The organism is Microcella sp. (assembly GCF_046293215.1).
Lineage (GTDB): Bacteria > Actinomycetota > Actinomycetes > Actinomycetales > Microbacteriaceae > Microcella.
The window spans coordinates 254,021-269,309 of the sequence record NZ_JBKBPI010000003.1 but is presented as its reverse complement, the minus strand read 5'-3'; the positions used below and the strand labels follow the sequence as shown (position 1 = coordinate 269,309).

At 70.6% G+C, this 15,289-nt stretch carries 14 protein-coding genes and 1 tRNA gene; 4 read left to right on the top strand and 11 right to left on the bottom strand.

Annotation, left to right across the window (positions count from 1 at the left end; translation table 11 throughout):
- Positions 1-197: 197 nt before the first annotated feature.
- The 3 genes from ACK4SC_RS04760 to ACK4SC_RS04750 form a co-directional block, all read right to left on the bottom strand.
- Positions 198-887 carry a hypothetical protein gene (locus ACK4SC_RS04760; RefSeq protein WP_409615351.1) on the bottom strand — a complete coding sequence of 230 codons (690 nt, stop codon included), beginning with the start codon at positions 885-887 and terminating at the stop codon, positions 198-200.
- A 98-nt stretch (positions 888-985) separates the two neighbouring features.
- On the bottom strand, positions 986-1,522 hold the full coding sequence (locus tag ACK4SC_RS04755) for a plastocyanin/azurin family copper-binding protein (protein ID WP_409615348.1): 537 nt from the start codon (positions 1,520-1,522) through the stop codon (positions 986-988).
- A gap of 1,186 nt (positions 1,523-2,708) precedes the next feature.
- Positions 2,709-3,368, bottom strand: a complete 660-nt coding sequence (locus ACK4SC_RS04750; protein ID WP_409615345.1) for a DNA-directed RNA polymerase subunit beta — start codon at positions 3,366-3,368, stop codon at positions 2,709-2,711.
- 54 nt (positions 3,369-3,422) lie between these two features.
- On the opposite strand from ACK4SC_RS04750, the gene ACK4SC_RS04745 reads away from it, so the two are divergent.
- Positions 3,423-3,498 (top strand) — tRNA-Lys (locus ACK4SC_RS04745).
- 3 nt (positions 3,499-3,501) lie between these two features.
- Here ACK4SC_RS04745 and ACK4SC_RS04740 read toward each other — a convergent pair.
- From ACK4SC_RS04740 to ACK4SC_RS04730, 3 genes are all read right to left on the bottom strand, one after another.
- Positions 3,502-3,909 carry a hypothetical protein gene (locus ACK4SC_RS04740; protein ID WP_409615343.1) on the bottom strand — a complete coding sequence of 136 codons (408 nt, stop codon included), beginning with the start codon at positions 3,907-3,909 and terminating at the stop codon, positions 3,502-3,504.
- A 126-nt stretch (positions 3,910-4,035) separates the two neighbouring features.
- Positions 4,036-4,986: an aldose 1-epimerase family protein gene (locus ACK4SC_RS04735; RefSeq protein WP_409615340.1), complete on the bottom strand. Its 951-nt coding sequence runs from the start codon at positions 4,984-4,986 to the stop codon at positions 4,036-4,038.
- 4 nt (positions 4,987-4,990) lie between these two features.
- Positions 4,991-5,827 (bottom strand): DeoR/GlpR family DNA-binding transcription regulator, encoded by an 837-nt coding sequence (locus ACK4SC_RS04730; protein ID WP_409615337.1) that lies wholly within the window; start codon positions 5,825-5,827, stop codon positions 4,991-4,993.
- Between the two features lie 84 nt (positions 5,828-5,911).
- On the opposite strand from ACK4SC_RS04730, the gene galT reads away from it, so the two are divergent.
- Together galT and galK are read left to right on the top strand one after the other, a co-directional pair.
- On the top strand, positions 5,912-7,054 hold the full coding sequence (gene galT / locus ACK4SC_RS04725; RefSeq protein ID WP_409615334.1) for a galactose-1-phosphate uridylyltransferase: 1,143 nt from the start codon (positions 5,912-5,914) through the stop codon (positions 7,052-7,054).
- A complete protein-coding gene (gene galK, locus ACK4SC_RS04720) occupies positions 7,047-8,249 on the top strand; it encodes a galactokinase (protein ID WP_409615331.1) in 1,203 nt (400 codons plus the stop codon). Before galT ends, galK begins: the two co-directional genes overlap by 8 nt.
- Positions 8,250-8,270: 21 nt before the next feature.
- Here galK and ACK4SC_RS04715 read toward each other — a convergent pair whose 3' ends face one another.
- Positions 8,271-9,746 carry a malate:quinone oxidoreductase gene (locus tag ACK4SC_RS04715; protein WP_409615328.1) on the bottom strand — a complete coding sequence of 492 codons (1,476 nt, stop codon included), beginning with the start codon at positions 9,744-9,746 and terminating at the stop codon, positions 8,271-8,273.
- A gap of 58 nt (positions 9,747-9,804) precedes the next feature.
- Between ACK4SC_RS04715 and ACK4SC_RS04710 the strand changes: the two genes are divergently transcribed.
- On the top strand, positions 9,805-10,584 hold the full coding sequence (locus ACK4SC_RS04710; RefSeq protein ID WP_409615325.1) for a sulfite exporter TauE/SafE family protein: 780 nt from the start codon (positions 9,805-9,807) through the stop codon (positions 10,582-10,584).
- Between the two features lie 803 nt (positions 10,585-11,387).
- On the opposite strand, the gene ACK4SC_RS04705 is transcribed toward ACK4SC_RS04710, so the two are convergent.
- From ACK4SC_RS04705 to ACK4SC_RS04690, 4 genes are all read right to left on the bottom strand, one after another.
- Positions 11,388-12,167, bottom strand: coding sequence for an SGNH/GDSL hydrolase family protein (locus tag ACK4SC_RS04705; RefSeq protein WP_409615323.1), 780 nt, complete (start codon positions 12,165-12,167; stop codon positions 11,388-11,390).
- Positions 12,168-12,239: 72 nt separating this feature from the next.
- The gene (locus ACK4SC_RS04700) at positions 12,240-12,926 is read right to left on the bottom strand and encodes an SGNH/GDSL hydrolase family protein (protein WP_409615320.1); all 687 of its coding nucleotides are present in this window, start codon (positions 12,924-12,926) and stop codon (positions 12,240-12,242) included.
- A gap of 37 nt (positions 12,927-12,963) precedes the next feature.
- On the bottom strand, positions 12,964-14,019 hold the full coding sequence (locus ACK4SC_RS04695; RefSeq protein ID WP_409615317.1) for an aspartate-semialdehyde dehydrogenase: 1,056 nt from the start codon (positions 14,017-14,019) through the stop codon (positions 12,964-12,966).
- Positions 14,016-15,281 (bottom strand): aspartate kinase, encoded by a 1,266-nt coding sequence (locus ACK4SC_RS04690; RefSeq protein WP_409615314.1) that lies wholly within the window; start codon positions 15,279-15,281, stop codon positions 14,016-14,018. Before ACK4SC_RS04690 ends, ACK4SC_RS04695 begins: the two co-directional genes overlap by 4 nt.
- Positions 15,282-15,289: the final 8 nt, after the last annotated feature.

Below are 15,289 nucleotides of genomic sequence, written 5' to 3'. Positions count from 1 at the left end.
CCGGGCCCCGCCCGGCCCCGAACACGAGCGGGTTGGCCCCCAGCGGGCACGCGAAACGCCGCACAGTGTGCGCAAACGGGCTCGAGTTCACGCGGATTGCGCCCTGGGCGCGCGAAAACGCCGGGCGGGAATGCAGTCCCGCCCGGCGTTTCCGGGTTCACCTTGTTGGAGGAACAACTCCGGTGAGGTGTCGGCCCCTACTGCAGGCCGAGGTTCGCCGCGATGCCGCCGGCCAGAGCGTTGGCGGTCATCGGCATGTGGCTGGCGGCCTCCTTGAGGAGGTCGAAGTAGGCCGGGTCGCCGGCGATGTTCGCGTCGATCGCCGCGAGCAGCGTGACGGCGTGCATCTCCAGCTCGGCCTGCACGGCTTCGGCGGGCAGCTCGGGAACGACTGAGTTGATCAGCTCACCGAACGACACGGCGTAGGCGTTCAGATCGGCGACAGCCTGGTCGGCCAGCGCGTCGTCACCCGTCGCCTTGCCGAGGGTGTAGTTCACGAAGAACGGGATGTGCGAGCGCCACGAGTCGAGGAACGGCTGCTCGGCGTCGGGGTAGGCCGAGCCGACGAGCGCGGCAACCTCGACCGAGTTCTCGTCGAGGGCCGCAACGGCAGCCTGCACCGCCGGGGTCTCGAGGTCGCCACCGTCGGCGAGCGCCTGGTTGATGGCGGCGCCGGCGAGGTACACGTGGTCGGCGAGCAGGGCGGTCAGCGTGGCGCGGAGGGTCGCTCCGTCGCTGTTGACCGTGTCGATCGTGGGAGCCTCGGCCTCGGGGGCCGGCTGCTCCATCGTGGGCTCGTCGGCCGGAGCCTCCGCCTCGGCGGCGCAGCCGGTCAGGACGAGGGCGGCGGCGAGGCCGAGGCCAGCGAATGCAGTTACCTTGCGCATGGTGCGTATCTCCTTGTGTGTGGTGAGTCACCGCGGTTGGTTGTCGGTGATTCGTGCCGAATGTGGCTGTGTGCTGGGGCAGTGCCCCGTGCATCCCGCTAGCTGGCCGCCTCGACGATGACGGAACCGTTCATCGTCAGGTGGGGCTCGCAGAAGTACGGGTACTCCCCCGGTTCGGTGAATGTGAAGGAGAAGGTGTCCCCCTCTTCTCCGGCCCGCGCGAGCGCGTGACGGAACATGCCATCGGCCTCCTGGCTGCCGCGGAGACCCGTGGTCTCGTTGATGTCCCCCCAGACGCCCGAGGTGATCGTGTGACCGATCCCCTCGGCGTTGCGCCAGGTCACCGTCGTTCCGACGGGCACCGTGATCGTCTGCGGCGTGAACCGCAGGCCGATCGTGATGACCTCGTCGGGGCCGGGCTCGGCCGGAACGGCCGGCTCGGCATCGTCGGTGGCGGTGTTCGGCTCGTCGCGCTGCGCGTCGGGGGCGATGGATGCACTCGGCTCGGCGGTCGGGGATGTCGCGAATGCGCATCCCGTCACCCCGAGGAGGGCAGCCAGCGTCGCCGCGGCGAGCGCCGCACGCACCGGGGAGGTGCGCCGCGCGGTGCGGGAGCCGAACGTGGTCGATGTCATGCCCAGTGTTCGGGGGCGACGGGGATGTGGTTTGGGCCGGATCGGCGCGTTGAGGTGACTCTCAGGTTCGGGGTGAGGGGTGGGGCGGGGTTGGAGCGGTGCGCGGGACGAAGGGCTGGGGCGGGAGCGCGGTGGGCGCGGCAGCGCGGCAGCGCGGTGGGCGCGGTGGACGCGGTGGGCGCGGGAGCGCGGCGGGCGTGGTGGGCGCGGCAGCGCGGTGGGCGCGGTGGGCGCGGCAGCGCGGTGGGCGCGGCAACGACCAGCGCAGGCTCGAGCGCGGCCGAACGCGCGGGCGCGGCGAGTTCGAAACTCAACCCCGGGGTGCGGGCGACTACTCCGCTGTAGGAGTTCCTACACCGGAGTAGTCCAGCCGATCGGGGCATGACTTCGCGCGAGGGTGGGTTCGGTCCGGTGCCCAGGATCGCGGAGACGCCTGTGCCCGGCTCGCCAATGCACGCTCACGGGCGTGCGCCGACACGGAGTGAAGGGCGGGACCGCAAGGGTGCACGGTCGGGCGCGGCGGCGCGCGGGGGCGCGGTCGAGCACGCGGGGGGCGCGCGGCCGCGTGCGGTCGAGCACGCGGGGGGCGTGCGGCCGCGTGCGGTCGAGCACGCGGGGGGCGCGCGGCCGCGTGCGGGCACGAAAAAGCCGGCCCGCAGAACGCCTCTCGGCGCGTGGCCGCTCGTAACGGCGAAAGTTGGAGCCCGGGGTTACTGCGGACCGGCTGCACAAGACTAACGGCAGTGCGCGCGGGGATATTCCGCGGATTGCCAGGTGCGGGCCGATCCCGGGCGTGTCGAACACCGGCCCGTGCGGGATTGCGCACGTCGTGCAGGTTCACGACTACGCACATTGCGCACACCCGCACGGTGATGGCCGGGCCGGGGCAGGATCCCCGGACGAGAGCCACGCTGACGCCGGACTGGAGGCGGTTCGATGACCTAGAGCCCCATCAACCTGACTCCAGACCACCACACGGGCTCCGGAGCCGAGTCCGTGGCCACCGAAAAGAGGGTTCGTGCCGAAACACACGTGAGCGATGCGGGGACTCGACGCGAAGCCTTGTTTCGGCGCGAGGCTGCGCGAGGGGCGTGGATAGGGGCGCGGCGCACGCGGTGGGACGTGGGGCACATGGGCTGGAGCACGCCGCACGCGCGGCGCGACGCGCGCCGCCTGACCGCCCGAACTAGTCGAGGGCCGCGCGGCGCTCGAGGGCGGCGCAGGCCGTGAAGTCGTCCGCGCTTTCGGTGAGGCGGGATGCTCGCCCCGTCATCGCAGCGGCGCGCTCGTCATCACGACCCGCATCCGCGTCGTCGGCGAGGTCGGCTGCACCCGCAGCCGACACCCGACAGAACGCCGCCGCGCGGTCGAGCGCGACAGCGAAGTCTCCCGAGTACGCACCCCGCAAGACCTGGTCGGCGAGCCGGAGGATCTCGTCCGGGCCGGTGGGCGCCTCCGCGCCGGCAACGACGACGTGGGCGCTCGAAGCGAGCACCTCAGATCCGCGCTGATAAATGAGGGCGGTGCCCCGAGCATCCTGGCGAATCATCGCGCGCAGCAGCGACAGCCGCCACAGAGCGCCCGGCAGGGTGCGCGGGCCGGCCTGCGCCCACAGCTCGGCGAGCGTGTCGAGTCCGTGCTCGTCGGTGTAGGCGACCATGCGCTCAACCACATCGGCGTCGTCGGCGCTGGCGGCGCGCACGCGGTGCACGAGAGCCCGCGCGCTGTCGTGGGCGATGCGCAACTGCACGGCCGGGTCGAGCCCGCCCTCGTAGGCCTCGAAGTGCGACGACGGCACCCGCATGGGGCGGTGGGGGCGCTGCGGGCGGTCAGGTCGCTCAGCCATGGCGGCCACGCTACCCCCGAGCGCTGGGCGGCGCGGGCCGGTAGGCTGGGAGGCGGGCCTCTAGCTCAGTTGGCAGAGCAGCGGACTTTTAATCCGCGGGTCGTCGGTTCGAGCCCGACGGGGCCCACCACGATCAGCCCGAGCTGCCGTCGCGCGGGTTGCCGGTGTCATCGACCACCCGGTAGACGCCGACCTTCGTCTCGCCGTCGGACAGGTACACGGGGATGTCGAACACCTTGTTCGGGTTCGTCGACGACTTGCGGGCGTTGCGAGCCAGGTCGAGCTCCTTCACGCGGACGTAGCCGATCTTGCCGCCCTCCGCCCGCGTCAACATGAGGTCGGGCACCCGATCGCCGAGCGGGCTGCCGTAGGTTTCGCCGTTGGCGTTGACGGCGAACTCGATGGGCTCGCCTGCGACACCCCCTCCCGGCGCGACCGATGCTGTCAACGAGTCGCCCAGCATGGGCGCGGCCACGGCCGCACCCCCAACGAGCAACACGCCGACCGCGGCAAGGGCGATGACCTTCGGGGTGAATTTCATGGACGGCTCCGGCCTTGGCTGTGCGCGGGGTATCACGGTGTGCGCGCAGGGAGCAGAACGGTGCCCCCACTGGCCATCCAACCACTCGTCAGACCGGCCTAGTCACCCCCCTTTCGGGCGGCGTGGCTACGCCGGCCGGCAGATACCCCAGTTGCCGCGCCACACCTCGCCGGGCTCGAGCCACCGCAGGCCCAGCCCCGAGTTGAGCGCGTCGGCGGGCGCCGTCATCGGCTCGATGGCGATCGCAGTGGTGGGCCCGTCGGGCCCGGCGAAGACGCGGGTGATGAACACCTGCAGCCACTCCCAGTCGCCGTCTTGCCAGACCTCGGTTTCGGTGCCGTCGGGCGCCGAGAGCACCGTGCGGATCATCCCGTCGTCGTCACGCCCCACCTTCCAGGCGTCGTCGAGCTCGAGCGTCGAGATGACCCGACCCTCGCTGAGATCCCAGTGGCCACCGTCGGAAGCGGACTCGAAGCCGACCGGGTTGAGCCGGTCATCCACGATCACGTGCTCGACGGTGCGCGCCGTCAGGGTCAGGGTTTCGACGTCGTGGTCGCCAACCCGAATGAACGGATGCGCGCCCACCGCCACCGGCGCGCGCTCAGCACCCTGGTTGGTCACCTCGTGCGTCACGCGGATGCCGTTGCCCGTGAGCTGGTAGGTGACGGTCGTCCACAGCCGGAACGGCCAGCCGTGCTGCGGTACGACGGCGGCTCCGAGCGTGACGCTGTCGGTCGTGCGCGACACGAGGCGGTACGGGGTGTTGCGCAGCAGGCCGTGGATGGCGTTGTTCTTGTCGACCTCGGTGATGTCGAGTTGGAGGGCCGCGCCGTCATGCACCCAGCGCCCGTCGCGCACCCGGTTCGGCCACGGGGCGAGCACGATGCCGCACCCGAACGGCGGCAGCCGGTCATCGTCGTAGCTCTGAGTGAGGTCATGCCCGTCGACGGTCAGCGAGCGCAGCGACGCAGCGACCTCGGTGATGCCGGCTTCGACGGGGCCGTGGGATCCGTCGTGGTGCAGCACGTACTGCTCGCCGGTGGGCGGAACGGGGGTGAATGGCGTGGTGGCGGTCACGGGCTCAGCCTAATCCGGCGCCGACGGTCACCGCGGTGATCGACAGCCCGGCGGCGGCCAGGGATGCGCGGGGCGCGTCGTCGACGGACGATCCGCTCGCCGCGACCCCGCCCCGAGCATCCGTGATCAGCTCGTCGACCTCGTCGAGCGCCGCCACCCGCCCGAGGTGGGCGACGCCGAGCTTCGACGCGTCGGCGACGAGCAGCACCCGGTCGGCGGCGGCCACCATCTTCTGCTTCACCTCGGCCTCGGGCAGGTTGACGTTCGTGACCCCGTGATCGGCGTGCACCCCGGTCGCCCCGATGATCGCGAGGTCGGCGTGAACGCCGTCGAGCAGCGTGGTGGCGAGCGGATTGACGAGCGAGTGTTGCAGCGACCGCAGCGTTCCGCCGGTGACCACGACGGTGAGGCGCGGCAGGGCCGGCTCGAGCGCGAGCGCGATGGCGAGCCCGTTCGTGACGACGACGACGTCGTCGAGGTCGCGGCGGGCGACGAGCGCGTGGGCGACGGCGAGGGTGGTCGAGCCGACGTCGAGCAGCACGCTCTGACCGGGCTGCACGCGGGCGGCGGCCTCGGCCGCGATGGCCTCCTTCGCGCGGGCGAGCCGGGTGCGCGTGCGCTCGACGCTGAGCTCGCGTTCGGTGACCGGCCCGCGCGGGATCGCCCCACCGTGCACCCGCGCAATCCGCCCGTCGGCCTCGAGCGCCGCCAGGTCGCTGCGCACGGTCACTTCGCTCACCTCGGCCTCGCGGGCGAGGTCGGCCACGCGGGCAAACCCGCGGCGGGCGATGGATGCGGCGAGCCGTTCACGACGCGTCGTCGCCGTCGGGGAGGTGCTCACGAGCATCCACCGCCTTTCGAAGGTTGTCGATATCGAAAGCGTACGGCTTATGAGAATGAAACCGCGCGCGCGTAGCGTGGGTCTGTGACTCACCGCATCCACTCGACGCGCCTCGCTGACGGGCGCGAACTGATCTACGTCGACGACGTCGACTCGACGCTTCCCGCGCCCGAGACGCGCAAGGCCGACGCGCGCGTGCTCGACCCTCGCCCCGCGACCGCGACCATGCGCCAAGACGTGCTCACCGGCGAGTGGGTGTCGCACGCGTCGGCCCGACAGAACCGGGTGTTCTTGCCGCCAGCCGACCAGGATCCGCTGGCGCCACAGACCGACGCCAATCCCAGCGAGATTCCCGACATCTACGACGTGGCCGTGTTCGAGAACCGGTCGCCGTCGTTCGGGCCCCTGCTGGAGGACGACAACGCGCCCACGGGCCTCGACGACACCGCCGCGATCGGACTCGGCCGCTCGCGCACGAGCGTTGGGCGCTGCGAGGTCGTGTGCTTCGCCCCCGACCACGAGGGCTCGTTCGGCTCACAGTCGGTCGGCCGGGCCCGCACCGTGATCGAGGCGTGGGCGCACCGCACCGAAGCGCTCAGCGCCCTGCCCGGCATCGAGCAGGTCTTCGTGTTCGAAAACCGGGGCGAAGAGATCGGCGTGACCCTGCCGCATCCGCACGGGCAGATCTACGCGTACCCGTTCATCACGCCGCGCACGCGGGGGCTGCTGCGCTCGATCGAGAGCGTGGGCGATGACCTGTTTGCGCGCATCCTCGATTTTGAGCGGGGCGTCGGCGACGCCGCGGGCCAGCCCGGCGCCGGCGAGCGCGTCATCGCCTCCACTGAGCACTTCACCGCGTATGTGCCGTTCGCGGCACGCTGGCCGCTCGAGATCCACCTGCTGCCGCACCGGCACGTACCCGACCTTGCGGGCCTCACCGCCGCCGAGCGCGACGACCTGGCGCCGCTCTACCGCCGGCTCGTGCGCAGCCTCGACGCGCTGTACGACACCCCCACGCCGTACATTGCCGCGTGGCACCAGGCCCCGGTGCGCTCGCACCGCGACAGCGTGCGCCTCATGCTGCAGATCACGTCGCCGCGCCGGGCAGCCGACAAGCTCAAGTACCTGGCAGGCTCAGAGGCGGCCATGGGAGCCTTCATCGGCGACGTGACGCCGGAGGCTCAGGCCGCGTTCATCCGTTCGGGTTGGGAGAAAGCCGTTGACTGACATTCGCGACGACGTAACCGTGGGCTTCACCGCCGTGTTCGGCCACGAGCCCGACGGGCTGTGGTCGGCGCCGGGCCGCGTCAACCTGATCGGCGAGCACACCGACTACAACCTGGGCTTTGTGCTGCCGTTCGCGATCGACCGGCGCACCGTCGTCGGCGTCGGACTGCGCGACGACCGCATGCTGCGGGTCGCCTCGACGTTCGCCGACGAGCTGGTCGAGATTTCGCTGGATGCTCTGGTCGGCCTCTCAAACGACGACGCCGGTCGCGAACTCTCCGGCTGGTCGGCCTACGTGCTCGGCGTCGCCTGGGCGCTCGGCCTCGACGAGTTCGGCGGCGACCTCGCGGCGGTGCCGGGCCTCGACCTGTTCATCGACTCGGACGTGCCCGTCGGCGCCGGCCTGTCGTCGTCGGCCGCGATCGAGAGCGCGGTGGCCCTGGCCCTCAACGACGTCTGGCAGCTGGGCCTCGACCGCCCGACGCTCGCCCGGGTGGGCCAGCGGGCCGAGAACATCGCCGTCGGCGCGCCCACCGGCATCATGGACCAGTCGGCGTCGCTGCTCGGTGTGCGCGACCACGCCGTCTTCCTCGACTGCCGGTCGCTCGAGGCGCAGGTCGTGCCGCTCGGGCTCGACGAGGCAGGGCTGGTGGTGCTCGTCATCGACACGGGCGTCAAGCACTCGCACGCCACGGGCGGCTACGGCGAGCGTCGCGCCGCCTGCGAGCGGGGGGCCGCCGCCATGGGCGTCGAGTCGCTGCGCGACGTGACGGTCGCCGACCTGCCGCGCGCCCGCGAGCTGCTCGACGACGTCACCTACCGCCGGGTCGCGCACGTCGTCACCGAGAACCAGCGCGTGCTCGACACGGTCGACACTCTGCGCGGCGACGGCACCGAGACCGCCGGCGGCCCGCTCGCGATCGGCGAGCTGCTGGACGCCTCGCACCGCAGCATGCGCGACGACTTCGAGATCTCGGTGCCCGAGCTCGACCTCGCCGTCGAGACGGCCGTGGGTGCCGGCGCGATCGGCGCGCGCATGACGGGCGGCGGCTTCGGCGGCGCGGCGATCGCGCTCGTAAAGCTCGACGACCTGTCGCGCGTGCAGGTCGCCGTCGACAACGCCTTCAGCGAGCACGGCTTCGCCGCGCCCGACACGTTCGTCGTGCGGGCGAGCGACGGGGCGGCCCGCAACTAGCGCGCTCACCCCGCGGCGCGATCACCGTGCGATGGCGAGGGCCTCCGCGGTTTCGGTGAGCAGCTTGTCGGCGAGCTTCGGGTCGGCCGACACGGTGCCGCCGTACGACGGGATCATGCGCTTGAGCGCGGGCGTCCACTCGTCGAGCTTCGATGGGAAGCACTTCTCGATCAGGTCGAGCATGATCGGCGCAGCCGTGCTCGCGCCCGGCGAGGCGCCGAGGAGGCCGGCGATGGTGCCGTCGGCCGAGGCGACGACCTCGGTGCCGAACTGCAGGGTGCCGCCCTTGCCCGGAATGTTCTTGATGATCTGCACACGCTGGCCGGCGACCATCTCGTACCAGTCGTCGCCCTTCGCGTTCGGGAAGAACTCGCGCAGGGTGTTGTCGCGGTCACTGCGGCTGGCGAGCAGCTCGCCGATCAGGTACTTCAGCAGGTCGAAGTTGCGCAGGGCCACCTGCAGCATGGGCACGATGTTGTGCCAGCGGATGGTCGAGAACAGGTCGAACAGCGACCCCGACTTCAAGAACTTGGGGCTGAAGCCGGCGTACGGCCCGAACAGCAGCGATCGTTCGCCGTCGACGACGCGGGTGTCGAGGTGCGGCACGCTCATCGGCGGAGCGCCGACCGACGCCTTGCCGTACACCTTCGCCGAGTGCTGGGCGACGATCGCCTGGTTGTCGGTGCGCAGCCACTCGCCGCTGACGGGGAATCCGCCGTAGCCGCGGATCTCGGGGATGCCCGACTTCTGCAGCAGCGGAAGCGCGTAGCCGCCGGCGCCGACGAAGACGAACTTGGCGCGCACCTCGATCGGCGAGTGTCCGACCTCGTGGCGCATCTTCAGCAGCCAGGTGCCGTCGGCCTTGTTCTGCTTCAGGCCGGTGACGGTGTGCTCGGTGCGCACCTGCGCGCCCTGGTCTTCGAGGGCGGCGACGAGCATCCGGGTGAGGGCACCGAAGTCGACGTCGGTTCCCGACGCGATGAAGGTGGCCGCCACGGGCTGGTTCTTCGCGCGGCCCGGCATGAGCAGCGGCGCCCACTCGTGGATCTCGGCCGGGTCTTCCGAGTACTTCATGCCCACGAAGAGCGGGTGGTCTTTCAGCGCCTCGTAGCGCTTGCGGAGGTATTCGACGTTCTTCTCGCCCCACACGAAGCTCATGTGCGGGGTGGCGCTGAGGAACGCGGTCGGGTCGGGCAGGAGTCCTTCGTTCACGAGGTACGACCAGAACTGGCGCGACACCTGGAACTGCTCGTTGACTTTGACCGCGTTGGTGATGTCGATCGTGCCGTCGGGCTTCTCGGGCGTGTAATTGAGTTCACACAGCGCGGCGTGGCCGGTGCCGGCGTTGTTCCACGGGTTCGACGACTCGAGGGCGACGTCGCCGAGGCGCTCGTAGATGCGGATATCCCACTCGGGCTCCAGCTGCTTGAGCATGGTGCCGAGGGTCGCGCTCATGATTCCGCCGCCGATGAGGGCGACGTCGATGGTGTCACTCACGCCGCGAGTTTACTCGCTGAATTCTGGGCCCTTTGACCGAGGCACCTAGGCTGGGGCGGTGATTCTTGCCCTTCTTGCCGTCGGCGCGATCGGTGGACTTCTTGCCGGGCTCTTCGGGGTGGGCGGCGGCATCGTGATGGTGCCGCTGCTGCTGTGGTTGACCCGCATGGACCAGCGGCACGCCGCGGCGACGTCACTCGTCGCCATCGTGCCGACCGCCATCGCCGGCTCGATCTTCTACGGCATCGGCGGGCAGGTCGACTGGCTCGCGGCCCTGTTCGTGGGTGCCGGCACCATCGTGGGCGCCCCGATCGGCGCCTGGTTGCTGCGCTCGCTGCCACTGGCGTGGTTGCGCTGGCTGTTCATCGTGGGGCTTCTGGCGGCGGCCGTGTACCTGATTCTCGTGACGCCCGAACGCGGCAGCTCGCTCGACCTTGAGCCGCTCGTCATGCTGGGGCTCGTCGGCCTCGGACTCGTGATGGGGCTGGCAGCCGGCATGTTCGGCATCGGGGGTGGCATCATCGCCGTGCCGGTGCTGATCGCGCTGTTCGGCATGGGCGACCTGCTCGCAAAGGGAACGTCGCTGCTCGCCATGATTCCGGCCGCGGTCTCGGGCACGATCCCCAACCTGCGAGCGGGTTTGGTGCGGCTACGCGACGGGCTCGTCGTCGGTGTTGCCGCGGTCGCCGCGTCGGGCGCTGGAGTCTCGTTAGCCTTCATCATTCCGCCGTCGGTCTCGAGCGTTCTGTTCGGGATGCTGTTGGTCGCGGTCGTCGCGCAGCTCTCGGTGCGTGCGGTGCGGTTAGAAGCGCGCGAGAAGCGCGACCGCGAGGAGTAGGGCGCGTTCTCGATCGGTCTGTGTGGCCGGTAGGGGTGTGGAGCAGTTGAGTGCGGCGGGTGTGCCGCGCGGTCGCGTGACGTCACGCGAGCAGGGGTTGAAGTTCACCCGAGCGGGGTCGCTGGTGCGGGCTGGGCGTGATCTGCCGCACGGGAGGAGGTGCACCACCTCCCGCGCCTTCCACAGACGCGGAACGGGTGAATGCAGTTCACCGTAGTCGGAGGCCCGGCCTCAGCCGGAAAGCGCGCGTCGTAGCCGGAGCTGCTGAACTGCCCCGTAGACGCCGACTGTTGCCGAAGGTGCCGGCCGTAGGCGCGGGCGTGGGCGCGGGCGCGGGCGCCGATCGGGCGCCTGCATCCGTACGTTTCTCAGGAATAGCGTGCGAATCCAACGGCCGAGCCGCGTGTTTACGCACCTGCCGGCCCGGAACTCCTGAGAAATGAGACACGCGCACGGACCCGGCAATGGTGAACCCATGTCTCCCATTCCGCGTTTGTGGAAGTCGGGCAGGGGGGGCAGACGAGGCGCAGCCCGCAGCGAGTACACGGTGAGGCGCCGCGCCACCAGGCACCGCATACGCAAACCGGGGCGCAGCGTGTCTTCCCGCGGGAGAGGGGTCGCGGAGAGGGCGGGCGCGCAGGACGGCTAAATCGAGAGCTCGGAACGAACCTGATGGCAGCGCGGGGCAACTCAAGCGGGAGCCCGGGACGGAGCGGACGGCAACGCGGGACAGAGCAGGCACATGCGGGGCACGGTCCGAGCGGGGCCACCGGACGAACGGGGCGGGAGCGCGGAGCGCGGGTCTACGCGGGGGCGATCGGCTCGAGCGTGGGGCGTTTCGCGGTGCGGCCATCGCCGGAGGAACGACCGGTGAGGCGGCGGCCGATCCAGGGCAGCACGTACTCACGCCAGTACTCCGCCGTGCGGGGTCGCTCCAGCGGCAACTCGTCGGCTCCGTCAGCGCGTCCACCCGGTTCAGGCACGGGCACTTCGAGTGCCGCGAGTACGTTCGCCGCGACGCGCGCATGACCGAGCGAGTTCAAGTGCAGGCGGTCAATCGACCAGTAGCGCAGCTCAGTGAGCTCGGGCTCGCTCCAGTTGTCGACGAAGCCGATCGACGCACGTGACGCCGCAATTCGGTCGCGCACGGCGACAGCAAGCTCATCGCCACGACGCTGGAACACCGGCCCCAGCGGGATGTGCCGGGTGGGGTTCGCCCCGCTCACGAGCACGACTCGGATGCCCACGGCACTCGCCCTCTCCGCGGCAGACACAAGCCGGTCGGCCGTCGCCGCCACGCTGATGCGGGGGCGCATGATGTCGTTGCCTCCGCCGTTCAGCGTCAGTAGCTCGGGGCCGAGGTCGATCGCCGGCTGCAACTGTTCGCCCAAGATCGGCCCGAGCAGCCGACCACGGATCGCCAGATTCGCGTAGCCGATCGGCTCACCGGCAGCGTGGGCCAGGCCGATCGCCACGAGGTCGGCCCATCCGCGAGGCGTGCCGTCGGCGAGTTCGTCGCCCATGCCCTCGGTGAAGCTGTCGCCGATCGCGGCGTACGTGCGGGGCAGGCTCGACTCAGTCATGACGGGTCGAGCCTAGCGACGACCACACGCGGGGCCGAGATTCCCTCCCACCGCGGTGGGTCTGCAGGGTGCCTAGAGGCCCAGCTCGGCAAGCGCCTCGTCCATGCGCTCGGCCATGACCGCGTAGCCGTCGTCGTTGGGGTGCAGGCCGTCGGCGGCCATCAGCTCGGGGCGGCCCTCGATCCAGCGGGAGGCTCCGGCGATGAACTCGGCGTCGATCGCCTCGGCTCCCTCGCGCACCCAGCCGATGATGACCTCGACACTGTCGGGCCGCTCGTCGGTGTACCAGAACGGCTCGACGACGACGATGCGTGCCTCGGGCAGCCCGTCGCGCAGTCGCTCGAGGTCGATGCCGATCTGTTCGCGGATGCGGTCGCGCTCGTCGGGGCGGCGCTCGTAGGTGAAGTTGTCGTTGAGCCCCATCGTCACGAACACGAGGTCGGGCTCGGCGGCGATGATGATCGACGGCAAGTCGCCCTCGCCGAACACCGAACGGTTGTTGATGAAGCCGAGCCCGTTGACGCTCGGGTTGACCTCGCGCCAGCCGCGGTCGGCGCTGATGATCGTCGACCAGCGGGCCCCGTCGGAGCTCGCGCCGGTGCCGAGCGTGTACGAGTCGCCGTAGAAGGCGACGACCGGGCCGTCACCCCCGGGCGGCGTGCTCGTGGCCGCCGGCTCCGGAGGGATCGCCGCGCAGGCGGCGAGGCTCAGCGCCGTGGCGAACGCGGCGACCGTCGCGAGGTTTCTCCGTGCATCCATATCGAGTATTCGGCGCGGCCAGCGTGTGCGGTTGGGGCTACGCCGCGGCGGCCTTCTTCTCGGCGACGAGCTCGGCGAGCTGCACGGCGTTGAGCGCCGCACCCTTGCGCAGGTTGTCGTTCGAGATGAACAGTGCGAGGCCGCGGCCGCCGGGCACTCCCTCGTCGGCGCGGATGCGGCCCACGAGCGACGGGTCGGCGCCGGCCGCGTCGAGCGGCGTCGGCACGTCCATCAGCTGAACTCCGGGGGCGTCGGCGAGCAGCTCGCGGGCGCGCTCGGGTGAGATGGCGCGGGCGAACTCGGCGTTGATCGCCAGCGAGTGGCCGGTGAAGACGGGCACGCGCACGCACAGCCCGCTCACCCGCAGCTCGGGCAGTTCGAGGATCTTGCGCGACTCGTTGCGCAGCTTCTTCTCTTCGTCGGTTTCGCCGAGGCCGTCGTCAACGAACGACCCGGCCTGCGGGATCACGTTGAACGCGATCGTCTTGGGGAACTTCTCGCCTGCCGGGAACTCGACGGCCGAGCCCGAGTGCACGAGCCCCATCGCGTCTTGCGCGACGACGGCGGCCGCCTGCTCGAGTAACTCTTCGCCGCCGGCGAGCCCCGCACCCGACACCGCCTGGTAGGTGCTGACGATGAGTCGCTCGAGGCCCGCCTCGCGGTCGAGCACCTTCAGAACGGGCATCGCGGCCATGGTCGTGCAGTTGGGGTTCGCGATGATGCCCTTGTGCGCCTCGCCGATGGCGTGCGGGTTCACCTCGGCGACGACGAGCGGCACCTCGGGATCCATGCGCCAGCCCGACGAGTTGTCGATGACGGTGACGCCGGCGGCCGCGAACCGCGGAGCCTGCGCCTTGCTCAGCGTTGCGCCGGCGCTGAAGATCGCGATGTCGAGCCCCGTGGGGTCGGCGGTTGACGCGTCTTCGACGACGATCTCGCGGTCACCAAACAGGATGCTCGTGCCCGCGCTGCGCGCGCTCGCGAAGAACCGCACCTCCGCGAGGGGGACGTCGCGATCGAGCAGCAGCTGCCGCACGACGGCGCCGACCTGGCCGGTCGCGCCGACGACACCGAGGCGCACGCCGGCGCTCATCGTCCCGTTCCCGCGTAGACGACCGCCTCGTCGTCGGCATCGAGGCCGAAGGCGGTGTGCACGACCTGCACGGCGTGGTTCAGGATGTCCGCGCGCGTGACGACCGAGATGCGGATCTCGGAGGTGGAGATCATCTCCATATTGATGCCCGCCTCCTTCAGCGCCGTGAAGAGCTGTGCGCTCACGCCGGCACTCGTGCGCATGCCGCCGCCGACGACGGAGAGCTTGCCGATCTGGTCGTCGTATTGCAGCGACTCGAAGCCGACCTCCTGCTGCTCGGCGCGCAGCGCGGTGAGCACCTTCTCGCCGTCGGCCTTCGGCAGGGTGAATGAGATGTCGGTGCGGCCGGTGGCGGCGAGTGACACGTTCTGCACGATCATGTCGATGTTGGCGCCGGTCTTGGCAACGATCGTGAAGATGTCGGCGGCCATGCCGGGGGTGTCGGGCACGCCCACGACGGTGATCTTCGCCTCGCTGAGGTCGCCGGCGACTCCGGTGATGATCGGTTCTTCCATGGTGTCCTTCTCACTGGGCGGCACGACGAGGGTGCCGGGAAGCGGGGTGAACGACGAGCGCACGTGCAGGGTCACGTCGTGGCGACGCGCGAACTCGACGGCACGAATGTGCAGCACCTTGGCGCCGGCGGCGGCCAGCTCAAGCATCTCTTCGGTCGAGACGTGGTCGAGCTTGCGGGCGCGCTTGACGACGCGCGGGTCGGCACTGAACACGCCGTCGACGTCGGTGTAGATCTCGCACACGTCGGCGCCGAGCGCTGCGGCCAGCGCGACGGCGGTCGTGTCGCTGCCGCCACGGCCGAGCGTGGTGATGTCTTTGCTGTCGCGGTTGAAGCCCTGGAACCCGGCGACGATCGCGATGGCCCCGTCGTCGAGCGCCTCGCGAACGCGCACCGGGGTGACGTCGACGATGCGGGCGGAGCCGTGACGAGCATCCGTGATCATGCCGGCCTGGCTGCCGGTGTAGGAGCGCGCTTCGAAGCCCATCGACTTGATGGCCATGGCGAGCAGCGCCATCGCGATGCGCTCGCCGGTGGTGAGCAGCATGTCCATCTCGCGCGGGTCGGGCATGGGGGTGACCTCGTGGGCGAGGTCGATCAGCTCGTCGGTGGTGTCGCCCATGGCGCTGACGGCCACGACGACGTCATGGCCGGCTTTGCGGGTCTCGACGATGCGCTTGGCGACGCGCTTGATGCTCTCGGCGTCGGCGACCGACGATCCCCCGAACTTCTGCACGATGAGGCTCACGGTGCTCC